Below are 22245 nucleotides of genomic sequence, written 5' to 3'. Positions count from 1 at the left end.
ACCGTCCGGTGGCTCCTCGCCGTGGCGGGAGCGGCCCCGGACGGCCGCCGGGGAGGGCCCGGGAGCGGAGGAAGCCCGCCGGGCGGACCCTAAGCTGGCTGTCATGGCCGCCGAGCCCATCGACTCCGACGTCGATCTCACCGACGAACGCCAGCGGGGCGAGCTGAGCCGCTCGCACCACGCCGTCCTGGCGTTCATCGCCGCCGGCGGTGCCGCCGGAGCCACGGCCCGGTACGGTGCCGGCCTGCTGTGGCCCACCCCGGACGGCTCCTTCCCGTGGACCACACTGGGCGTCAACGCGGTCGGCTGCCTGCTGATCGGCGTCCTCATGGCGGTCCTGGCCGCCGCGTCGGCGGCCCCGGCCTGGGTCCGGCCGTTCCTGGGCACCGGGGTGCTGGGCGGGTTCACCACCTTCTCCACCTTCTCCGTGGACATCCAGGGCCTGCTGCTCGGCGGTCGGCCCGGCGTCGCCCTCGCCTACCTCGCGGTCACCCCCGTGGCAGCCCTGATCGCGGTGACCGCCGGGTCGCGTGTCGCCCGCGGGCTTCTGTCCGGAGCCGGTTCCGGGAGCGAAACCGGAGTCGGTGCCGGAGCCGAAAGCGGAGTCGGTGCCGGAGCGGTGGAGCGGCGGGCGCCGTCGGAGGCGCGGAGGACACGGGAGGCGGAGAGGACGCGGGGACCGGGGGGAGCCGGGGAAGGGCCGGAGAGGCCGAGGACCGACGGGAGGACGCGATGAGCTGGCTGCTGGTGCTGCTCGGGGGCGCCCTCGGCGCGCCCCTGCGCTACCTCATCGACCGCGCCGTCCAGGCCCGCCACGCCACGACCTTCCCCTGGGGCACCCTCGTCGTCAACATGGCCGGCTCGCTGATGCTGGGCGCGCTGACCGGGGCGGTGCTGTCCGGGATCGTGGGCACCGGCCCGCAACTGCTGCTCGGCGCCGGCCTCTGCGGCGCGCTGACGACCTACTCGACGTTCTCCTACGAGACGCTGCGGTTGGCCGAGAGCGGGGCCAGGACGCTCGCCGTCGCCAACGTCGCCGCCTCGGTCGCCGCCGGCCTGGGCGCGGCGACCGTCGGCTTCGCGCTGGCCCGCGCCTTCACCGGCTGACCGCCGCCCCCGCCCGGCTTCCCGTACGGACTCCGGGCCGGCTTCCCGTACGGACTCCGGGCCGGGTTCCCGTACGGACTCCGGACCGGCGGCCCGGCCGCGTTCAGCGGCCGGCCGGCAGCTTCCGCGCCATCCTCAGGTGCTCGGTCACCTGGGCGGACTCGCCGCCCTCGTGCCCGTTGAAGTGCCACACCCGGATGTCCTTGGGGCCCGCGTAGTGGTTGTAGGCCGCGAACACCGTGGACGGCGGGGTGACGCCGTCGCGCAGCCCCACCGAGAAGAGCGCCGGGGTGGTGTTGCGGGCCGCGAAGTTCACGCCGTCGAAGTGGTCGAGGGTGGCGAACACCTGGTCGAAGCGGTGGCGGTGCGCCTTCAGGAAGCGCCCGAGCTCGGCGTAGGGGTCCTCGTCGGTGATCACGGCGGCGTGGCGGATGTGGGACATGAACGGCACGTCGATGAAGGCGAACAGCAGATCCGGGACCATCGAGCTGACCGCCATCGCGATGGCGCCGCCCTGGCTGCCGCCCGAGACGACCACGCGGGAGGGGTCCACCAGGGGGTGGGTCCGGGCGGCCTCGACGGCCCGGACCCCGTCGGTGTACAGGCGCCGGTAGTAGTAGTCGTCCGGGTCGAGCACCCCGTGGGTGAGCTTGCCGCTCACCTCAGGGCCGGTGCCCCCCACCGGGTCGGGGGTGTCGCCGACGCGCCAGCCGCCGCCCTGCCCGCGCGAGTCCATCACGAAGACCGCCCAGCCGGCCGCCGGCCAGGTCAGCCAGTCGTGCGGCAGGCCCCGGCCGCCGCCGTAGCCGATGTACTGCACCACGCACGGCAGCGGCCCCTCGGCCGCGGCCGGCGCGAGCAGCCAGCCCCGGATCTCGTGCCCGCCGAAACCCGCGTAGCGGACGTCGAAGACGCGCACCAGCGCGAGATCGGTCTCCACCTCGGTGAAGACCGCGCCCAGGTCGTGGGCGCGGCTCTCGGCCAGGGTGCGCTCCCAGAAGGCGTCGAACCCCTCGGGCTCGTGACGGTCGGGACGGTACTCCAGCAGCTGTGCCAGCGGCATGTCGACGAACAAGAGGTCTCCCGGGATCGGGGCGTGCGCGAAGGCCGGGAGGACCCGGCCGGTGCCGCGCCGTACCGGCGGTACGAAGCGGTGTTGTTGGGGTTATTGTGGCGATTAGCCGTTGTTTGCGCCAGGGACGGGCGGCTTCCCCGGAACCGCCCGGGAAGCCCGGCGCCAGGGAAGGCCCGCCGCTCAGCCGGTCCTCAGGTGCCGCCGGATCTGGCGGATGTGCTCCGGCGTGGTACGGCAGCAGCCGCCGATGAAGTTCGAGCCGGCGGCGTGCCACTCGGCCGCCGCGGCGCCGAACTCGACCGGGTCGGCCAGGCCGAGCCAGCGGCGGCCCGCCGGGTCCCAGGTCTCACCGGAGTTGGGGTAGACGATCACGGGCTTGCCCTGGACCTGCCCGATGAGGCTGTTGACGTGCCGCGGCGCCGTGCAGTTCACGCCGACGGTGATCACCTGCGGGATGCCGGCGAACAGCGCGGCGGCCTCCTTGAGCGGGGTGCCGTCGTTGATGTGCTCGCCGTCCCGGCAGGAGAAGCTCACCCATCCCCGCATCCGGGGGGTCTCGGCGAACAGCCGGGCCAGCGCCCTGGCCTCCGTGTAGGAGGGGATGGTCTCGCAGGCCATCAGGTCGGCGCCGCTGCCGGCGAGGATGTGCCAGCGGTCCCGGTGCCAGTCGACCAGACCGTCCTCGTCGAGGTCGTATTCGCCGGTGTACTCGGCGCCGTTGGCGAGGGAGGCCCCGTACGGCCCCACACTGGCCGCCACGGTGCCCTCGCCGTACTGGTCGCGGGCCTGTATGGCCAGGCGAACGGACAGCAGGATCAGGTTCTCGGCCTCGGCGGCGCTCAGCCCGCGGCGCATGAACGCCGGGACGTTGGCCTGGTAACTCGACGTGATCGCGACGTTGGCTCCGGCGCGGAAGTAGTCGAGGTGCGCCTGCCGGATCACCGAAGGGTCCTCCACCAGCAGTTTCGCCGACCAGAGCTCGTCCTTGAGGTCCGCGCCGAGCGTCTCCAGATGTGTGGCCAGTCCGCCGTCCAGAATCACCATCTCGCCACCCTAAGGCACCGGAGGCGACGTCCCGCCGTCCGGAAGATCTTCGGAAAGGGCCCGCTCGGGCCGGGAGGACAGCATTCCCGCCACCCCGCGGATCACTGGGGGCGGAGGTAATAAATCCATGTGACCGGCGCGGGTTTACCGCGGGCCGGCCGTCCGACCGACCGGCGGCCGGTCGGGCGGACGGCCGGCCGCCCGACCGGCCGTCCGCCCGACCGGCCGCCGGTCCGCGACGCCGGGCCGTACGGGCGAGGCGGGCCGGGCCGTACGGGCAGGGGCCGGCCCGTGACGCCGGGGCGGGACGGGCCGTACGGGCGGGGCATGGGCGGACCGGTCCGTGACGCCGGGGCGTGGTGGGCCGGTCCGCCCGCCGGTCAGATCCGGCGCAGGGCCTCGGTGAGGCTCGACAGGCCCACCGGGCCCAGCTCCAGCGCCGCGGTGTGCCAGCGCCGCAGGTCGAAGCCGGCGCCCAGCCGCTGCCGGGCCTCCTCGCGGGCGGCCAGCCAGGCACGCTCGCCGAGCTTGTAGGAGGGGGCCTGCGCGGGCCAGCCGAAGTAGCGGACCACCTCGTTGTGCACCCGGTGCGGCTCGCAGCGGCCGCGGTCCCGCAGCACCTCGCACGCCCGCTCGAAGGTCCACCGGGAGCCGTCGGGCAGCGGCAGGTCCAGGTGGACGCCGAGGTCGATGACGACCCGGGCCGCCCGCAGGGCAGACCCGGCCAGCATGCCCAGCCGGGTGCCCGGTTCGTCGAACCAGCCCAGCTCGTCGGCCAGCCGCTCGGCGTACAGCGCCCAGCCCTCGCCGTGCCCGCTCACCCAGGAGGCCAGGCCGAAGCGCGACAGGCCGTCGCCGACCACCCGCGTGGTGCCGATCTGGAGGTGGTGGCCCGGGACGCCCTCGTGGAAGACGGTGGTCAGCTCGTTCCAGACCTCGAACCGGTCCCGCCCCGGGGTCACGGGCCAGTTGGTTCGACCAGGCCGGGACAGGTCCTCGCTGGGGCTCATGTAGGAGGCCGCGCCCGCGCTGGCGTCGAAGGACAGCACGACGTCCACCCGGCGCAGCGGCTCGGCGATGTCGAAGTGGGTGCCGTGCAGCCGCTCGATCGCCCGGTCGTGGCGCTCCTGCAGCCATTCCCGGTAGGCGTCCCGGCCCTCGACGTAGTAGGTCTCGTTGAGGATCGCGGTCGCCTCCTCCACCGAGGCGCCCGGCCGCACCCGGTCGGCCTCGGCGGCCAGCTCGGCCTCGATGCGGGCCAGTTCGGCCCAGCCCCACTCGTAGGCGTCGACCAGGTCGATGTCGGCGCCGAGCTGGAGGCGCGAGTGCACGGCGTACCGCTCGGCGCCGACCCCGTCGGCCTCGCTCGCCCGGGGCGCGTACTCCTCGCGCAGGTAGCGGGCGGCCTCGGCGTAGCCCGCGTGCGCGGCGGCGGCGCTCTCGGCGAGCTCGTCCCGGAGCGGGCCGTCGCCGTAGGCGTCCACCAGGGACCCGTGCGTGCGGTCCTCCGCGAAGCGCGCGGCCTGGACCGCGGCCTCCAGCGCCTGCCGGCGCGCGGCCCGCAGCCCCTGTTCCAGACCGGCGGAGAGGCTCGTCTGCCAGCCCTGGAGCATGCGGGGGATGGCCGCGAGCCGCGTCGCGACGTCGCGCCATTCATCCTCGGTGCGGTGCGGCAGCAGGTCGGTGCTCTCCCACAGCTCGCAGACCAGCCCGAACGGCGCGCACACCGCGCGGAGGTGCTCGCCGGTCTCGTGCAGGCCAAGCTCGGCCTCCAGCCGTTCCCGCAGGTGGGCGGCGGCCCGCACGTCGGCCTCGCCGAGCGGCTCCAGGGAGGAGAGCCTGGACAGGGTCTCCTTCATCAGCGACGCGCGGGCGGCGTGGCCCTCCGGGCTGTAGTCGGTGGCCGGGGCGAACGGGACGTCCACGCCGTCCATGCCGGCGGCGACCGGGTCGAGGGCCGCCGAGCGGGTCACGTACTCATCGCAAAGCGCAAATATCGGGCTGGTCACCCCGGCACTGTAACCCACCGGTCAGCCGGGGAGCCCGGCGTTTTCCGGGCCGGGACGCGTCCTCCTGATCGGGAGAACGCGTCCGCTCAGCGCTTCCAGAACGGCCGGCGCCGGCCGGGCTCGCCGGAGCCTCCGGAACCGCCGGTCCCACCCGGCTCACCCGGCCCGCCGGATCCGGCGGAGTCACGGAGGGCGGACAGAACCTCGACGGCCCGGCGCCACAGCGCGTCCGGGTCGCCGCCGGTTTGCAGCTCCTCGGCCAGGGCCGCGAGCCCGGTGTGGCCGCCCAGATACGCGGCGAGGGCCGCGAGGCGGCTGCCCAGGTCGTCCAGGTAGCGCAGCTTCGCCGCCGCCGGGAGGGACTCCGCGGCGCGCAGCCGCTCCAGCTCCTCGCCGAGCCTGACCCGCAGCGTCTCCGACGGCCGGGCCGTACCGGACACCCGCGGGGCCGGCGCCTTCGCCGCGCGGGCGAAGCCCGGGGCGGGCGCGAAGGCCGGGGCGGGGCCGCCGAACTCCGGGGAAGGGCCGGACGGGGCCGGGCCGCCGGGCGCCGGCATCGGCCCGGCGGCCGCGACCGGCATCATGGGCATCGCGGCCTGCATCATCGCCATCGGCGCGCCGCCCGATCCCGCCCAGCCGGAGGGCGGTTCCACCGGCTGGATCACGTGGTGCTCCGGGCCGCCCTCGGCGACGACCCTGGAGTCGACCGCGACGAAGGCGGTGAACCGGCAGAGCACGCCGTACCCGAGGGAGGTCGCCACGATCTCCTCCTCCAGGGACCGGTCCCCGGCGGCGTAGCGGTCCTCCAGCTCGCGCAGCCGGGCGCGCGCCCAGATCGCCCGCATGGCCGGATTGCTCCCCCGGACGCCGGTGACCCTGCGCTCCCACGGCCGCCCGGCGGCGTCCAGTCCCCGGACGGTCAGCGCTCCGGCCGCGTCCCCCAGGTACCGGCCGTGGACGGTCAGCGGCACGCCGTGGTGGATCGAGCCGAGGCGGCCGGTCGTGTCCGGGACGAGGCTCAGCCCGTCGGCCTCGAGGGACAGGTCGGTGACCAGCGGGGCGGCGATCCTGCGGTGGATGTGCTCCATCGCCTCGTCCAGCCGGTCCTCCGACTCCACCAGCTCGCAGCGGCCCGCGCCGAGCCCGGCCAGCCTGCCGAGGAACCCGGCGTTGACCGCGCGGTCGATGCCGACCGTGTGCACCCGCGTCCCCGCCAGCCCGCCGCCGATCCGCTCCAGGATCTGGTCCTCGTTGCCGACCTGGCCGTCGGTCACCAGGACCAGGACGCGGTCGGCCGGACCGGCGGGGCCGCCGGAGGGCGCGGAACCGGCGGAGGGCACGGTGCCGGCCGTCCGGGCGGGGTCCCCGGGCGCTCCGGGACGTCCGGGGGACATGGGATCCGGGCGGCCGTTCAGCAGCGCGACGGCCTCCTCCAGCGGGGCCAGCATCTCGGTGCCGCCGCGCGCCTCCAGCCGGGACAGGTGCTCGACCGCCCGGTAGCGGTTGCGGTCGGTCGCCTCCACCAGTCCCTCGCCCAGCCCGGCCGGCCGTTCCACCATGTGGTCGAAGGACAGCACGGCGAACCGGTCGCCGTCGGTGAGGGTGTCGACGATGCGCGCGGCGGCGCGCCGGGCGGCGACCATCTTCCAGCCGCCCATGCTGCCCGAGCGGTCGAGGACGAGCACGACGTCCTTGGAACCGGTCGCGGCGGGCGCGGGGCCGGGCACGACGGTCAGCGTGAACGTCCCCCCGGCCGGTTCGGCCGTATCGGAAGGCGTTTCGCTGGTGCCGGGAGCCTGTCCGGCCGCTTCGTCGCCCGTCCCGGCCGCTCCGGCGGACGTTTCGCGCGCTCCGGAGGCCGATCCGGCCTGGTCGGGGACCAGCGTCAGGGCGGTCGAGGCGTCGAAGGCCAGGCGCAGGACGAAGTCGCGGTCCAGCCGTTCGCCGGGTCGCAGGCCGACCGTCACGCCCTCCTCATCGTCCTCCTGGAGGACCGCGTGCAGGCTGGAGCGGATCTCCCGCAGCTCCAGCCCGGCGGGATCGACGGTGACCGCGAGCGAGAGCCGTACCGGGGCCGGGAAACCGGGCAGCAGCACCGGAGGGGTGATCCGGGAGGCGTCCGGGACCGCGTCGGTGTCCGGTGACCGGCCGTCGCCGGCCCGCTCGCCGTCGAGCGGGGCGCCGGGGATGTAGCGCGGGGCCACGACCAGCGGGAAGCGGAAGGTCGCGGCGCCGTCCTCGTACGGCAGCGGCTGGCTGAGCGTCAGGCGTACGGTGACCCGCTCGCCGGGCACGATGTTGCCGACCCTGATGGTGAAGACGTCGGGCCGGTCCTCCTCGGCGATCGCGGCCCGCCTGCCCTCGGCGAGGGCCCGGTCGTAGTCGGCCCTGGCCTGCCCGCGCTCCTTGAGGATCCCCTCGACGACCCGGCCGTCCGCCTCCATCCGGAAGGCCGTGACGGCGGCCCGGTCGGGCAGCGGGAAGACGTAGGTGGCCTCCAGCGCCACGTCGTGCGGGTTGCGGAAGACCTGGGTCACCTCGACCCCGGCGACCAGCCCGGACACCGCGGCGGTGACGTCCACGCCCTCCAGCGGCAGGTTGCCGCGTTCGGTGGCGAGCGCGCCCAGCCCGGCGTCCGGGACCGGCGCGTACTCCTCCGGGCTGAGCGTTCCTATCGAGCTGATCATCACTGCTCTCCTTCCGGAGGGACGAGGTCGTGTTCACGCAGGACCGCGAGGAGCGCCCGGGACGCGGCGCCGATCGCGGTGAGGTCGTCCGGGGAGGGCGCGCGGCCGCCGTCGAGCAGCAGCGTCACGCCCGGTGCGAGCCGTACGCCGTGGACGGCCACGGCCGGCGGCCCACTCGGGGGCGGGGCCTGCGGCCTCACGGTGGCCGGCGTGTCCGGAGGCTGAGGCTTCGTGCCGGGGGACTGCGGCCCCACGGCGGCGGGTGAGGAGGTGGGCGGCCCGGCTTCCGGGTGTGGTGCGGGCCGGCTCCCGGCCTGGCGGGGTGCGCGCCGGAGGGACCGCGCGGCGGCCCCGGGCGCCGCCGGTCGCGGGGGAGGGGCGGGTACGGCGGCGGGCGGGCGGCCGGTGGGCGACCGCGGGATGTTCGGCGGTGCGCCGGGCGGCGCGGCCGATGACGGGGAAGTGTTCGGAGGTGCGCCGGACGGCGGGGGAGGGGCGGGCGCGGCTCCGGTCGCGGCGGGCGGCGTGGCCCAGAAGCGCGGGCGCGCGGCACGCGGCGCGGCCGGTGGCCCGGCGGCCGGTCCGGCGGGTGACCCCGCGGGCGGCTCGGGGATGTCCGCGATCGCCTCCAGCGTCCGGTCGGTGGCTCCGGCCAGCTCGGCCTGGATCTCGGCGATGGTCCGGCCCTCGGCCTGGCGGCGCTTGACGGCGACGAGTTGGAGCAGGTGGCGCCTGCCGTACAGGGCGACGCGGCCACGGCGGGTCAGGGGCGGGTCGAGGAGCCCGATCGTGGCGTACCACCGGATGAGGCGCTCGTTGGGCACGTCCCTGACGCGCCCGCTGAGCTGGGCGGTGGGACCCAGCAGGGCCGTCGCCTGCTCGGCCAGTTCGCCGATCGTCCACTCCATGTTCCAACAATGACACTGTCATCGTGACACTGTCAACATAAGAAGCCGTTCGGTGGGTATGGGCGTTTGGGACATAGAAGGACATAGGACGATAACGGGGAGATATCTCATGTCCACGATCACCAGCCCGCTCACTCCCGAGAACAAGAAGGTCATCGGCGAGACCCTCCAGGGATCGCTCGTCGACCTGCTGAACCTCTCGCTCGTGGGCAAGCAGGCGCACTGGAACGTGATCGGCCACAACTTCCGCTCCCTGCACCTGCAGCTCGACGAGATCGTCGCGGCCGCCCGGGAGCACGCCGACACCGTCGCCGAACGCGCGGTGGCGCTGGGATGCAACCCCGACGGCCGGCCGTCCACGCTGGCCAACACGAACGAGCTGCCGCAGCTGGAAGCGGGCTACATCAACGACGGCAAGGTCGTCGCCGCCATGACGGACATCCTCGGGTCCATCATCCGCCGGATGCGGGAGCGCGTCGCCGCCACCGAGAAGCCGGACCCGGTGACCCAGGACATCCTCATCGAGATCACCCAGGACCTGGAGAAGCACCACTGGATGCTGGAGGCCCAGCGCTAGGTCCGCCTCGCCGCGCCGGATCCACCCGGCGCGTCCCCGGCGCTCCGGCCTGATCGAGGCTGGAGCGCCGTTCCGTTCGGAGTTCTTATCGGTTTGCCGCCGACCGGCCCGGTCCGATAGGAAGCTCGCGTGCTGAGAGGTGACAAGGTCGGGCTCAGGGCCCGGCACGAGGACGACATCCCGATTCTGCAGACCGAGCTCTACGACGACGTGGTCAACACCTCGCGGTCCGTGGGCCAGCCGTGGCGGCCGATCATGCCCGGCTCGAAGGATTCGCAGTTCGCGGTGGACGACAAGGAGCAGGGGCACGCCTCCTTCTCGGTCGTGGAGCTGGACGGCGGCACGCTGGTCGGCGCCGCGACGCTGTGGGGTATCGACAACCACAGCCGGTCCGCGCACATCGGGCTGGGGCTGCGGCCGGCGGCCCGTGGCAAGGGCTACGGCACCGACGTGGTCGCGGTGCTGTGCCACTACGGTTTCGCCGTGCGCGGCCTGCATCGGCTGCAGATCGAGACGCTGGCGGACAACGCCGCGATGCTGCGCTCCGCCGAGCGCAACGGCTTCGTCCGCGAGGGCGTGCTGCGCTCGGCGGCCTGGGTGATGGGCGAGTTCCTGGACGAGGTGCTGCTCGGCCTCCTCGTCCAGGACTGGAAGCCGGACTCGAAGGGCTAGGCCGCGGCGCCGTCCGGGGGTTCGGCCGCCATCGAAGGCGGCCATCGAAGGCGGCCACGGAGCGCCTGACCGGCTAGCCTGGCCGGACTTCGTCGCCGACTCTCAGTTCGCCGACGTTCCTGGGCACCAGGCGGATGCCGAACCAGGTCTTTCCGTCCCAGCGGCGGCGTTCGGCCAGGGTTCTCAGGGGTTCCCTGCCGCGCTCCTGAGTGGTGGGGTTCCAGATGGTGGCGGCGCAGCGGTCGCACGACTCCGAGACGCGGAAGTCGATCTCGCCGATGCTGACCGATGCCCAGGCGTCCTCCGCGAAGGGTTCCGCGCCGTCGATGACGGCGTTGGGCCGGAAGCGGGCGATGTCGAGGGGGCCCGGGGGGTGCTCCCGGCGTTCCAGGGCGCCTTCGGCGATCCAGTCGTCCAGGCGCCGGAGCGAACTCCTGGAGACGAGATGGAGGGGCCCGTCCCAGAGGCCGGCGTACTCCCCGGCGCCGGCCCGGCGTGCGGGCTCGTCCAGCCAGATGAGGCGGGCGGGCCTGCCGAGCAGGCGGGTGAACCATTCATGGGCGTCGGCGTGGGCGAGCACGGCCCGGTCGAGGTTGGAGCAACCCATCGGGATCGTGTCGCCGGTGGCCGGGGGGACCCTGAGCTCGCCCATGCCCTTCGCCGACAGGCGGAGGCCGCCTTCAGGGGTCTCGGCGGCCGAGACCGAGAGGAGGCGGGGGTGTTCGCCCACCCAGATCAGTTCTCCCAGCGGGTCCACCACGCCCCAGCGGCGGTCGCCTTCCAGGCCCCAGGGGAGGACTCGGGCGGATGGGCGGAGGATGCCTGCGGTGGACTTGACGGGGTAGGTGCGGATCTCCGCTAGTTCCATCGGCCAAGGATAGGAGGAAGCGCTCTCCCGGGATATGGGAGCGTGCCCACGGGGCGTCCGGAGCGGGGCCCCGGGGCCCGTCCGGAATGGGGTTTCGCCTGCTCTTCGGCGACGCGGCCGTGGAGCCGGCCGCCGTCCGTCAGGCGGGCGGCGCGGGTGTGGAGGTGGCGGCGTCACGGGCGCCGCCGGACCGCCGCTCCACCCCGGCCCGGTGCCGCTCGGCCCCGCGGGGCCGGTAGAGCGTGAGGCGGATGGAGCCGAACCGCCGGGTCGGCCCGGCGGCGGAGAAGGCGCTCCGCAGCGCCACCAGGCGCGGGTCGGCGGCGTAGACCTTGCCGATCCGCGCCGAGACCAGCCAGATCCGGTTCGCCCCGGCCGCCGCGGCGGTGAACTCGGCAGCGGTGCGCGGCTCGTACCGGCCGGGCGCGTGGGTGAGGTCCACCAGGCGCTCGTACGGCCCGCCGTAGACGGCGACGAACAGCCGGTACCGGTACGGCACGAAGAGCACCCGGTCACCGGGCCGCACCTCGGCGTCGAGGGCGGCGGTCAGGGACCGCAGGTCGTCGGGGCGGCTGTCCGGCGTGCGGAGCGCCTCGTGCGCCGGGAGGGCCGTCGCGGCGACGAGCAGGACGGCGGGCACGGCGACCGCGAACCGCCATCGGCCCGCGATCGCGGCGAGGCGGGTCAGGCCGATCCCGGCGGCGAGCGCGATCCCGGGGACCACGACCAGCACGTACCGGGGATGGTAGATCGGCGCCACCTGCGACACGGCGAACGAGATCGCGAACGGCAGGACCGCCCAGGCCGCGACGAGCGGCGTACGGCGGGCCGACCACCCGCCCCACACCGCCAGGCCGAACACCGCCGCCGCCCCGGCCGCGCTCCCGGCCACCCCGATCGGGAAGGCCACCAGCTCCGGCGGGCCGGGGGAGCGCAGCCAGAACAGCTGGGTGTCCCGCTGCCCGGCCGCGACCACCACGAGCGGCGCCAGCGCGACCCCGGCGCCGGCCACGGCGAGCAGCCACGACGGCCATGGCGGCCGCAGCGGCCCTCGCGGCGGGTGTGACGTGGGAGAGGACCGGGGGCGCCGCGGCGGTCGCGTCCCGGGGACGGCCCGTCCGGCGGCGAGTACGGCGACGGCGTGCGCGACCAGCAGGAGCAGGGCGTACAGGTGCAGCCACCCGAGCAGGGCGACCGCCGCCCCGTACCCGGCGAACCGCAGCCGTGACGGCCGCTCCAGCGCCGTGACGAGCAGCCACGTGGCCAGCACGGCGACCGCGCTGACCAGCGCGTAGCCGCGCGCCTCCTGGGCGTAGCGGGACATGATCGGCAGGACGGCGTACAGCAGGCCGCTCCACAGGCCGGCCGCCGGACCGGCGAGGCGGCGGCCCAGGACGGCCACGCCGTACGCGGCGGCGGCGAACGCGAGCAGCGACGGCAGCCGCAGCGCCAGCTCGACGGGGCCGGAGGCGCCGAGCGCGGCGAACGGCCGCATGAGCAGGTAGTACAGGGCGTGGACGGTGTCGATGTCGGCGAGGAGCGCCCGCAGCTCGGGCAGGGACATGCGGGCGGCCATGCCGGTGACCGACTCGTCCCGCCACAGCGACGGCACGGTGATCCCCCATCCGGCGATGGCGGCGGCCATCAGCGGGGGGACGGCGACGGCCGCCCGGCGGCGCCATGAGGCGGTCGCGCCGCTTCCGGTCCGGGGGCGGGGTCGTCGGGGGAGGACTGCGCGCACCCGTTCACCGTAGTAGCAGGTCCGGGCAGGTCAGCCGTCATGGCCGCGGGCCCGGCGGCTGAGGCCGTCGCCTGGCATGCGGGGCGGGGGCCGGGGTAGAGGAGACGGAGGCTAGCTGAGAGAGGGAGAAGATGAAGAGGATCCTGCAGCTCGTGGCGACCCGCTGGCTCTCCAGAACGCCCCTCGGGCTCGCCGTGCTCGGGGCCGGGTGGCTGATCATGCGCAAGCGCCGCCGCGACCAGGCCGCCGATCCCCGCAAGGAGACGCTGCGCCAGCCCGGCCGCGGCTCCGGGAACGTCCCCACCTGGCGGGGACCCTCCGCCCGGGGCCGCAAGCAGGCGACCGTACGGCGGTGACCGTCCCCGGGAGGCGGGGCGTTCAGAGGAGGTGGCGGGCCAGGGCGGCGACGGGGTGCGGGAAGCGCAGCAGGTTCCGCAGCGGGTCCAGGTGGGCGACGTCCCCGTCGCCGTCCGTCCCCGGCGGTCCCCACGGCCCGGACGGTCCCGGAGGCCCGTACGGCCCCGGGGGTCCCGCCTCGCGGACCGCCGCCAGCCCGCACTCGCGTACGGCCCGCTCCCAGGCGGCGTCGTCGCCCGCGGCCTCCTCCAGCCGCTCCAGCGCGGTCGTCCCGCCCGTCTCCCGGGCCAGGGAGGTCAGCAGATGCGGCCAGTGGATGGTCAGCGCCGCCAGTTTGGCGACCTCCCCGTCGGAGGCGGGGGCGGCCCCGGCGAGCGTCCGCCGGTAGGCGATGAACGAGTAGAAGCGGAAGACGTTGACGTAGCGCTTGATCTCCCGGGGGTTGAAGAACATCAGGGCAGGCAGGACGAACTCGATGGCCCGGTAGGCGTTCTCGTCGCTGTAGAGCTCGTCGAAGACCCGGTCGGCCGCCTCGCGGGTCGCCGTGGCCAGCCCGCCGATCGCGTCCGAGCAGTCCACGCCCAGCTCCTCCTGGGCCCGCCGCGCCGCCTCGTCCAGGGTCGCGGCCGTCGGCCGGAGCGCCCAGATCGCGTCCTCCAGACGGCTCACCAGCGACGGGTCCGGCGGCCTCACCGGCCCCGGCCGGGGTACGGCGAGCGGCACGTCGAGCGGCGTGCGCGCCCCGGGGACGTCCGGGCAGGGCGTCCCGGCGGCGTTCCCGTCCCCGTCCCCGCCCGCGTCTTCGGCGTTCCCGGTGCCCCCGTTCCCGGCCGAATGCCCGGAGCCGTTCCCGCGCCCGGCTCCGGTCTCAACGGTCCCGCTGGACCCGCCGGTCCCGTCGATCCCACCGTGACCGCCGGTTTCGCCGTGACCGCCTCCGCGTCGCCCGTCCTCGGCCCCGCCGTTCCCCGCGGAGCGCCGGTCCCCGGCCTCCCCACCGGGACCCGCCCCCGGGGCGTCGGTGACCTCCGGCATGCCCAGCAGCGCCCGGACGAAGGCCGGCAGCCGGTCGGCGTCGTCCAGCAGCGGCACGCTCAGCGGCAGCTGCACGATCTTCTCCAGGAACCGCCAGCCCAGCCCGGACCGCCCGTCGTCCGGCAGCGTCTCGGCCAGCTCCCGGTAGGCGGCCTCGACGTGCGCGGCCACCACCTCCGGCTCCATGGCCAGCACGAACACGCAGTTGGGGAACTCCCCGGCGAGGAACAGGTTGATCGCCTCGATGACCTGCGCCACCGTTCCCGGCGAGCACCGGTCCAGGTCGTCGACGAACACCACCAGGGGCCGCTCCTCGGTGGCCACCAGGTCGAGCACCTGCCGCATGTCGGTCTGCACCAGGTGCAGGAAACCCGCCCTGGACCGGTAGCCGGGGCCGCTCAGCAACTCGCCCGCCGGGCCGTCGGCCGAGCCGGGGGCGAACAGGTCCGGCTGGCTGACCAGGTCGCAGAAGGCGTTGCCGGCCGACTCCCCGAAGAACCTCGCCAGCCGTACGGCTCCCGCCCCGACGGCGGTGACCGCCCCGGCCGCGCCGACCGCGGCGGCCGCGTTCGACAGCAGGGCGGCGAACGCCGGCAGCAGCGCGGCCCCGGCGAGCAGCGCGCCGGTGAGGACCAGGGCGGCGAGCAGGCCGAGGGCGAGCGGCACCAGCCGGGTCACCGCGAGCTGGTAGGCGCGGCGGCGGACCGCCTCGGGGTCGATCCTGGACAGGTTCAGCTCCAGCCAGAACCGTTCCCGTTCGGTGCGGGGCAGCCGCCGGGTGACCTGGCTGATGATCTCGTGAGCCAGCCCGGCCCAGACCTGCTCCCCGCTCTGGTACATCCACGGGTTGAACCACACCGTCGGCCGCCAGTCGGCCCGCCGCACCGGCAGGGCCCCGGGTTCGGCCCGGCCCGCGCCGCCGCGCCGCCGCCGTCCGGCCCTGGACAGCACCTCGGCGTTGGTCAGGTCGCCCGCCCCGCCGGGGTCCGGCAGGTGGATCTCGGCGGGGCCGTCCCCGGCGGCCCCGGGGTCCAGGAGGTCCTGGATCATCCGCATCAGGGAGGTCTTGCCGGCGCCCCACGGGCCCTTGACGCCGATGGTGAGCGGCGGCCGGGTCTCGGGGTGGCGGACGAACGCGGCGATCGCCTCGGCGTAGATCCGGTGGCCGAGCTGGTCGTCGGTGGTCCACCGGTCGGCGGTGAGCCTGGCCCGGGGCTGTACGGCCCGCCGCCCGGCCCGCCACCGCCGCAGCAGCGCCGACGTCCGCGCCCGCTCCGCCGGGCTCAGCCGGGAGTAGCCGAAGGCCCGCACGTCGGGGTGGGCGAACAGGGCCGTCTCGCCGAGCAGCCCCCAGTGCCGCAGCTCGGCGGCGTCGCCGAGGATCTCCTCGACCGGCTCGCCCTCCTCCAGCAGGGAGGCGCCGCGCAGCACCTGCCGGGCGTGCTCGCTCAGGTGCAGCTCGTAGACCCGCCGCACGATCTCGGTGCCCGAGGCCGGGGGAGCGGGGTCGCCGAGCACGGTGAGGGTGCGGGCGAAGGCGGCGTGCACCGGCGAGGGCGCGGGCGCGGCCGGGAGACGGGGCCGGGTCAGCGGGACGTCCGCGGCGGGGCCGTACGCCAGCAGGATTGGGGTGCGGGGGGAGGAGACGGCGGCGTAGTGGCGCAGCGCGTGGGCGTGCAGGTCGCCGACGGTGACCGCGCCGCGCGCCGGGTCGGCAGCCAGGGAGGCCAGGCCGTCGGCCAGGACGCCGGTCAGGCTGGGGGCGGGGCCGTGGGCGGGTTCGCCGAACCGCAGGGCCAGGGTGAGCGCCGCCGCGGACAGGCGGGGCTCCCCGGCCACGCCGAGCTGCCTGACCGGCGGGGCCGAGCCGTCCAGGGCGCTCCAGCCGAAGTCCATGACCAGCAGCACGGCCGCCGCCGCCGACTCGCCGACCCGCCGGCCGAACGCGCCGATCATGGAGCCGAGCTGGCCGGAGGTCCAGGCGTTGCCGCCGGGCAGCCGGATCATCAGCACGTCGCCGTCCCCGGCCGACCGCAGGAAGTCCCACACCCGGCCGCCGTCGGCCCGCGCGCCCTCGCCGGGGCGGGCGTCGACGGTGAAGCCCTCGGCGCGCAGCACCGCCGCCAGGCGGGTGTCCGGCCGTCCGGCGGCCGGGGGGTCGAAGGGCCGGTCGGGTGTGGCGGGCGGCGAGTCCAGGAAGACCAGGGCCCGTCGCGCGCCCGTCCGGGTGGCGGCCCCGGGGGTCTCGGGGATCGGGTCGGCGAACGCGAGTCCTTCGCTCAACGGTCCTCCCGGGGCGGCGGCGGGGAGTCTCACGCGGGGTCCGCGTGAGACCCATCGGATCTGGTGAGGGCACTGCCGGGTTCATCCGACAGGGGAGTCGCTTCCTTGATGTGGTTCCTGTGTTCGAAACGGGCAGGGCTTGTCCGTCGCCTGCCTCGGCCGAGGAAAGCGAGAAGCCGCTCTCTTCAGGGAGCGGAGGAGTCACGTGGATCCACTGTGGACCCGCAGGCGTCCCCAGACGCGGATCTTGATGATAGGGCGGCCAGGTTTGAAGGACGCCCACCCGTGTCCTTGCGAGAACTTTGCCTTCGCCCGGCGTGCGACCCCGCGCCGGGGGCGGCTCCACCGCACCGGCCCCCGCCCGCCCCGGCTCGCGGTCATCCTCACCCGTCCGCCCTCCATCCCGACTCGGCCTCCGCCGCGTCTCCCGGGCGGAGCGCGTCAGAGGTCCATCGCCCAGGTCTCCTCGACGAGGTCATCCAGCCGCCGCTCCTCGACCGGCTCGAAGCCCGCCGCGCGGTAGATCCGCCGGGCACTGGTCAGCACGCTCCTGGTCGACAGCTCCATGCGCCGGTAGCCCGTCGCCCGGGCGAAGGCCACGCACTCGCCGACGAGCCGCCCGCCGATCCCCAGCCCCCGGGCGGACGGCTCGACCAGCAGCATCCGCAGCAGCGCCGTCCCGTCGTCCTTGCGGACGCAGAACACGCATCCGGCCCGCTCGCCGTCCACCTCGGCGATCCACCCGGCCTCGCGCCGGGGGTCGTGGTGGTCCACGTAGTCGGCCACGATCCTGGCCACCAGCGCCTCGAAGTCGGCGCCCCAGCCGTACTCCTGGCTGTAGAGCACGCCGTGCCGGTGCACCACCCATCCCAGGTCGCCGGGGCGCGGCGGGCGGATGACGTACGGCTCCGCCCGCCGGGCGGGGGCGAGGACCTCCCGGATGGCCGCCATGCTCGCCACCAGCCGCCGCGCGTCCTCCTCGGTGATCCCCTCCAGCAGGCCCCGCACCTCGGCCGCCGAGCGCTCGTCGAGGGCCGCGAACGTGGTGTGGCCGGCGGCGGTCAGCGAGACCACCTGCCGCCGCGCGTCGGCCGCCGACCGCTCGCGGGTGACCAGGCCGTCGCTCTCGAACCGCCCGAGGATCCTGCTCAGGTAGCCGGCGTCGAGACCGAGCAGCCGCCGCAGCTCGCCGGTCTCCATCCGGTCTCCGCCGTTCAGCTCGAACAGCACCCTCACCTCGGTGAGGGAGTAGGGGGTGTTCAGGATGCCCTGGTGGAGCACGCCGATGACACCGGTGTAGAAGCGGTTGAACGCGCGGATCTCCGCCACACGGCGGTCGATGTCCGAAATCATGTATGACACGATCAACCATTTATATGACCGAGTCAACGAATTAACCGGGCCCTCGTGGGAAGACGGCACGCGGTGTCCCCCGGTCCCGGCGCGCCTCCCGGGTCACCCGGTCCTCCTCGGAGGGGCGCCTCCCGGAACGGGCAGGGGGTGCGCTAGGTTCGCAGACTGGCGGGGACGGGCGAAAAGACCCGGGAGGGCCCGGGAGCGCCCGGGAGGGCCCGGGAAGGCCCAGAACGGCACGGGAAGGTCAGGAAGGGTTCGGGGGCCGCGCACCGGCCTCCACGGCTGCGGGAGCATGATGGCGGAGATCGCGTACATCGGCGGCTACACACCGGGCGGCACGCCGGGGACCGAGGGCACCGGCCCGGGGATCACCCTGATGGAGCCGGCCGGACTCACCCGGGTCGCGGAGACGCCCGCCCCGAGCCCGTCGTTCCTCGCCGCCCACCCCCGGCTGCCGGTCCTGTACGCGGTGGGCGAGGGGGAGCCCGGCACGGTCGCCGTCTTCGCCCGCGCCGCCGACGGGACGCTCACCGAGACCGACCGGCGGCCCAGCGAGGGGAACACCCCCTGCCACCTGGTCGTCGACCCCTCCGGGACCCTGCTGTCGGTGGCCAACTACGGCGACGGCGTGGTCAGCGTGTACCCCATCGACGAGACCGGCGCCCTCGCCGCCCCCCAGGTCTTCCCGCACCGCGAGGACTCCCACGCCCACCAGTCCGTCTTCGGGCCCGACGGCGTGCTGTACGTCTCCGACCTGGGCACGGACGAGATCCGCCGCTACCTGGTCCCGGGCCCCGGCCGGGCCGGGGACCGGGTGACGCCGCACCCCGGCGGCCCGGTACGGCTGGCCGAGGGCATGGGCCCCCGGCACATGGCCCGGGTGGGGGACCGCTGGTACGTCGCCGGGGAACTGGACGGCACGGTCCGCGCCTACGACGCCGGCGACGACGGCTGGCGGGAGGTCCGGGCCGTCCCGGCCGGCGCGGCCGACGGCGAGAACCATCCCTCGCACCTGGAGGCGTCCGGGGACGGGCGCTTCGTCTACGTCGCCAACCGGGGCCCCGACACGATCGCGGTGTTCTCCGTGCCCGGCCTGGAGCGGGTCGCCGAGGTGCCCTGCGGCGGCGCGTGGCCCCGGCACTTCGCCGTCGCCGGCGACCGGATGTACGTGGCCAACCAGCGGTCCGCGGGCGTGGCCGTACTGCCGATGAGGGACGGCGTCCCGGGGGACGCCGCGGGGGTGTTCGCCGTCGGCACGCCCTCGTGCGTCCTGCCGCTGTCCTGACCGGGTCCCGGCCCGGCACCCCGCCCGTCGCGGCGGTCCGGGACACCGGCCCCGTCCGCCACGGCCGTCCGGGACGCGGGGTCCGGGCCGCTCACCGGGCCCGTTCCGCCTCCGCGGCGGCCGTCCGGGTCCGCGTTCCGCCGCCGAAGGGCCAAGGGCCGGTCAAGTCGCGGACGGGGCGCCCGGCGGGCGGCGATGATGCCGGGCATGTCTCGCGTGCCCTCGCATCTGGCGGTCACCCTGCTGGTGACCATGGCTCTGGTCATCGGGTGCGCGGCCGCCGCCCGTCACCCCGCCGGCACCCTCGCGCCCTCCGGCTCCCGCTCCGCCGCGCCCGGTGACGCCCGAGGCGGGGACGCCGCCGCGGGGAACCCCGGTGACGCCGGGGCCGCCGCCGGAGGCGCCACCGCCGCCGAGAACGCCAGGCCGGGCGACCCGCACTGGCGGCTGCGCCGCCTCGGGGCCGCGCACGAGATCGAGGGGTTCGCCGACCGGGTCAGCGTGCTGCCGGGGGAGAGGTTCCGGTTGTACGTCTCGACCACGGCCGACCACTACACCGCCACGGCCTTCCGGATGGGCTGGTACGGCGGAGCCGGCGCGCGGCGGGTGTGGCGGGTGGCCGGGCTGCCCGGCGTCCGGCAGTCGGCTCCGAAGGTCGTCGCCGCGACCCGCACGGTGACCGCCGACCACTGGAGGCCGGGACCGGAGGTGGACACCACCGGCTGGCCCGCGGGTTCCTACCTGATCCGCCTGGACGCCGCCACCGGAGGCGGCCGCTACGTCCCCGTCACCGTCAGGTCCGCCTCGGCGCGGGGGAGCATGGCGGTCGTCAACGCGGTCACCACCTGGCAGGCGTACAACTACTGGGGCGGCCGCAGCCTCTACGTCGGCCCCGGGGGTTTCGAGGAGCGTTCCCGGGCGGTCAGCTTCGACCGCCCCTACGACACCTCCGGTGCCCGGCTGTTCCTGGACATGGAGTACGACGCCATCGCCCTCGCCGAGCGCACCGGCGTCCCGCTCGCCTACCTCACCAGCGTGGACCTGGACGAGGACCCGCACGCCCTCGACGGCGCCCGGGGCCTGGTCTCCCTGGGGCACGACGAGTACTGGTCGCCGCGCATGCGCCGCGCCGTCGAGACCGCCCGCGACCGGGGCGTCAACATCGCCTTCCTCGGCGCCAACGCCGTCTACTGGCGGATCAGGTTCGCCGCGACGCGGCTGGGCCCCGGCCGGCTGGTCGTCTGCCACAAGGACACCGCCGAGGACCCCCGCACCGACCTGTGGCGCGACCACCGCCCGGAGAGCTCGCTGACCGGGCCGATGTACGACTGCTATCCCGCCGAGGCCGCCTACGTGGTCCACCGCCCGGGGAGCTGGATCTTCCGGGGCACCGGTGTACGGCACGGCACCCGCTTCCCCGGCATGGCGGGGGTGGAGACCGACCGGATCGGCCGGGACGCGCCCCGCCCCATGGAGGTGCTGTCGGTCTCGCCCGTCGACTGCGGCGGACGGTCCACGGTCGCGCACAGCGCCTACTACACCGCGCCGAGCGGCGCCGGGGTGTTCAACTCCGGCACGATGCGCTGGGTCTGCGCGCTGCGCGGCGCCCGCTGCGGGCACGGCGTCACCGGGCAGGCCAGGGCGTTCGTCCGCCGCAGCACGGTGAACATCCTGCGGGCCTTCGCCGCCGGTCCGGCCGGGCGCAGCCACCCGGCCGAGGACAACCTCGCCACGGTGGGCCTCGGCGCGCGCTGACCCTGGCCGGAGGGCTCCGGGGCGGGGCCCGTACGGGCGACGGGCGGAGGAGTCCGCGGCGGCCCGTACGGCCGGTCCCCGGAGGCGCCGCGGCCGGATCGGGCCGGTCCCCGAGCGGCATAGGGGCCGGCCCAGATCATGCGGCGGGGCCCGTGTCGCGCGGCCCGGATGGGGGAAGGTACCCCCTCGTTCCTCCCGGACCGCACCGGCCCGGCCCGGCGCCGCGGACACCCGGGAACGGGCCCGCCGGCGCACCGGCCAGGGGAGGTGCGGACAACGCCGAAGTCTCCTCCATTTGGTCTAGACCATTGGTCTTTCAGCAGGCAGAATGCGTGAGGTCGGCGCGGGAGACCCCGCCGGTCGTGTCACCCCATTCGGTTTGGCTGTCTTGTTTCGGAACCACCGGAGGATGCCATGCGTATCGGAGTGCTAACTGGGGGCGGCGACTGCCCCGGACTGAACGCCGTGATCCGCGCCGTCGTGCGCAAGGGTGTGGGCGTCTACGGACACGAGTTCGTCGGATTCTGCGACGGCTGGCGCGGCCCGCTCGAAGGTGAGACGGTGCCGCTGGACATCCAGGCGGTCCGGGGCATCCTGCCACGCGGCGGGACCATCCTGGGCTCCTCCCGGACCAACCCCCTCAAGATCGAAGGCGGTGTCGAGAAGATCAAGGGCAACCTGGCCGAGGCCGGGGTCGACGCCCTGATCGCCATCGGCGGCGAGGACACCCTCGGCGTCGCCAAGCAGCTCTTCGACCAGGGCGTCAAGGTCGTCGGCGTGCCGAAGACCATCGACAACGACCTGAACGCCACCGACTACACCTTCGGGTTCGACACGGCCGTCAACATCGCCGTCGAGGCGATCGACCGGCTGCACACCACCGCCGAGTCCCACCACAGGGCGCTGATCTGCGAGGTGATGGGCCGCCACGCCGGGTGGATCGCCCTGCACGCGGGCATGGCGGGAGGCGCCAATGTCATCCTCATCCCGGAGAAGCCGTTCGACATCGACCGGGTCTGCGCCTACGTCGAGTCCCGCTTCCAGACCCGGTACGCGCCGATCATCGTGGTCGCCGAGGGCGCCCACCCGATCGAGGGCCAGATGACCCTCCAGGCCGGTGAGCTCGACGCGTTCGGCCACGTCCGGCTGGGCGGCATCGGCGAGATGCTGGCCAAGGAGATCGAGAAGCGGACCGGCAAGGAGGCCCGCACCACCGTGCTCGGCCACATCCAGCGCGGCGGCACGCCCACGGCCTTCGACCGGGTCCTGGCCACCAGGTTCGGCCTGCAGGCCATCGACGCCGTCCACGACGGCGAGTTCGGCGTCATGGTGGCGCTCCGGGGCACCGACATCGTCCGGGCCGGCCTCGGCGAGGCCACCAAGGAACTGAAGACGGTGCCGGTCGGACGCTACGAGGAGGCGGAGGTCTTCTTCGGCTGACGGGAGTCGCCGGGCCGGCCGACGGGAGTCGCCGGGTCTCTTGCCT

Annotated in this window: 16 protein-coding genes and 1 pseudogene; 8 read left to right on the top strand and 9 right to left on the bottom strand. The window is 75.1% G+C overall.

Annotated elements, in window-relative coordinates:
* Positions 1-103: 103 nt before the first annotated feature.
* Together HDA43_RS04910 and HDA43_RS04905 are read left to right on the top strand one after the other, a co-directional pair.
* Positions 104-736: a fluoride efflux transporter FluC gene (locus HDA43_RS04910; protein WP_179818527.1), complete on the top strand. Its 633-nt coding sequence runs from the start codon at positions 104-106 to the stop codon at positions 734-736.
* Positions 733-1026: pseudogene (locus tag HDA43_RS04905) on the top strand (fluoride efflux transporter FluC); the annotation flags it as partial. The gene HDA43_RS04910 and the pseudogene HDA43_RS04905, both read left to right, overlap by 4 nt.
* Before the next feature lie 184 nt (positions 1027-1210).
* Here the strand turns inward: HDA43_RS04905 and HDA43_RS04900 are convergent.
* The 5 genes from HDA43_RS04900 to HDA43_RS04880 all read right to left on the bottom strand — a co-directional run bounded on the left by HDA43_RS04900 (position 1211) and on the right by HDA43_RS04880 (position 8830).
* A complete protein-coding gene (locus tag HDA43_RS04900) occupies positions 1211-2182 on the bottom strand; it encodes an acetylxylan esterase (protein WP_179818525.1) in 972 nt (323 codons plus the stop codon).
* Positions 2183-2362: 180 nt separating this feature from the next.
* Positions 2363-3226 (bottom strand): homocysteine S-methyltransferase, encoded by an 864-nt coding sequence (mmuM, locus tag HDA43_RS04895; RefSeq protein WP_179818524.1) that lies wholly within the window; start codon positions 3224-3226, stop codon positions 2363-2365.
* Positions 3227-3606: 380 nt separating this feature from the next.
* A complete protein-coding gene (locus HDA43_RS04890) occupies positions 3607-5199 on the bottom strand; it encodes a DUF885 domain-containing protein (protein WP_312873013.1) in 1593 nt (530 codons plus the stop codon).
* Positions 5200-5321: 122 nt separating this feature from the next.
* Positions 5322-7922: a VIT domain-containing protein gene (locus HDA43_RS04885; RefSeq protein WP_179818522.1), complete on the bottom strand. Its 2601-nt coding sequence runs from the start codon at positions 7920-7922 to the stop codon at positions 5322-5324.
* A complete protein-coding gene (locus HDA43_RS04880) occupies positions 7922-8830 on the bottom strand; it encodes a MerR family transcriptional regulator (protein WP_179818521.1) in 909 nt (302 codons plus the stop codon). Before HDA43_RS04880 ends, HDA43_RS04885 begins: the two co-directional genes overlap by 1 nt.
* Before the next feature lie 109 nt (positions 8831-8939).
* On the opposite strand from HDA43_RS04880, the gene HDA43_RS04875 reads away from it, so the two are divergent.
* Both HDA43_RS04875 and HDA43_RS04870 read left to right on the top strand, forming a co-directional pair.
* Positions 8940-9407 (top strand): Dps family protein, encoded by a 468-nt coding sequence (locus HDA43_RS04875; RefSeq protein ID WP_179818520.1) that lies wholly within the window; start codon positions 8940-8942, stop codon positions 9405-9407.
* A 129-nt stretch (positions 9408-9536) separates the two neighbouring features.
* Positions 9537-10079: a GNAT family N-acetyltransferase gene (locus HDA43_RS04870; protein ID WP_179818519.1), complete on the top strand. Its 543-nt coding sequence runs from the start codon at positions 9537-9539 to the stop codon at positions 10077-10079.
* 73 nt (positions 10080-10152) lie between these two features.
* Here the strand turns inward: HDA43_RS04870 and HDA43_RS04865 are convergent, their stop codons facing one another.
* Both HDA43_RS04865 and HDA43_RS04860 read right to left on the bottom strand, forming a co-directional pair.
* Positions 10153-10947, bottom strand: coding sequence for an MOSC domain-containing protein (locus tag HDA43_RS04865; protein ID WP_179818518.1), 795 nt, complete (start codon positions 10945-10947; stop codon positions 10153-10155).
* Between the two features lie 139 nt (positions 10948-11086).
* Positions 11087-12688 (bottom strand): glycosyltransferase family 39 protein, encoded by a 1602-nt coding sequence (locus tag HDA43_RS04860; RefSeq protein WP_179818517.1) that lies wholly within the window; start codon positions 12686-12688, stop codon positions 11087-11089.
* A gap of 131 nt (positions 12689-12819) precedes the next feature.
* Between HDA43_RS04860 and HDA43_RS04855 the strand changes: the two genes are divergently transcribed.
* On the top strand, positions 12820-13044 hold the full coding sequence (locus HDA43_RS04855; protein ID WP_179818516.1) for a DUF6203 family protein: 225 nt from the start codon (positions 12820-12822) through the stop codon (positions 13042-13044).
* A gap of 22 nt (positions 13045-13066) precedes the next feature.
* On the opposite strand, the gene HDA43_RS04850 is transcribed toward HDA43_RS04855, so the two are convergent.
* Both HDA43_RS04850 and HDA43_RS04845 read right to left on the bottom strand, forming a co-directional pair.
* Positions 13067-16363, bottom strand: a complete 3297-nt coding sequence (locus tag HDA43_RS04850; protein ID WP_179818515.1) for a P-loop NTPase fold protein — start codon at positions 16361-16363, stop codon at positions 13067-13069.
* Positions 16364-16804: 441 nt separating this feature from the next.
* The gene (locus tag HDA43_RS04845) at positions 16805-17716 is read right to left on the bottom strand and encodes a bifunctional helix-turn-helix transcriptional regulator/GNAT family N-acetyltransferase (RefSeq protein WP_179818514.1); all 912 of its coding nucleotides are present in this window, start codon (positions 17714-17716) and stop codon (positions 16805-16807) included.
* Between the two features lie 298 nt (positions 17717-18014).
* Between HDA43_RS04845 and HDA43_RS04840 the strand changes: the two genes are divergently transcribed.
* The 3 genes from HDA43_RS04840 to HDA43_RS04830 all read left to right on the top strand — a co-directional run bounded on the left by HDA43_RS04840 (position 18015) and on the right by HDA43_RS04830 (position 22199).
* Complete coding sequence (locus tag HDA43_RS04840) at positions 18015-19004, top strand: lactonase family protein (RefSeq protein WP_179818513.1); 990 nt, start codon at positions 18015-18017, stop codon at positions 19002-19004.
* Between the two features lie 207 nt (positions 19005-19211).
* Positions 19212-20759: a N,N-dimethylformamidase beta subunit family domain-containing protein gene (locus HDA43_RS04835; protein WP_218911602.1), complete on the top strand. Its 1548-nt coding sequence runs from the start codon at positions 19212-19214 to the stop codon at positions 20757-20759.
* 414 nt (positions 20760-21173) lie between these two features.
* Positions 21174-22199 carry a 6-phosphofructokinase gene (locus HDA43_RS04830; RefSeq protein ID WP_179818512.1) on the top strand — a complete coding sequence of 342 codons (1026 nt, stop codon included), beginning with the start codon at positions 21174-21176 and terminating at the stop codon, positions 22197-22199.
* Positions 22200-22245: the final 46 nt, after the last annotated feature.

It is taken from the genome of Streptosporangium sandarakinum, from assembly GCF_013409935.1.
In the GTDB taxonomy this organism is placed as follows: Bacteria; Actinomycetota; Actinomycetes; order Streptosporangiales; family Streptosporangiaceae; genus Streptosporangium; species Streptosporangium nondiastaticum.
Note: the sequence above shows the minus strand (reverse complement) of the source record. Positions and strands in the feature narration are given on the sequence as shown.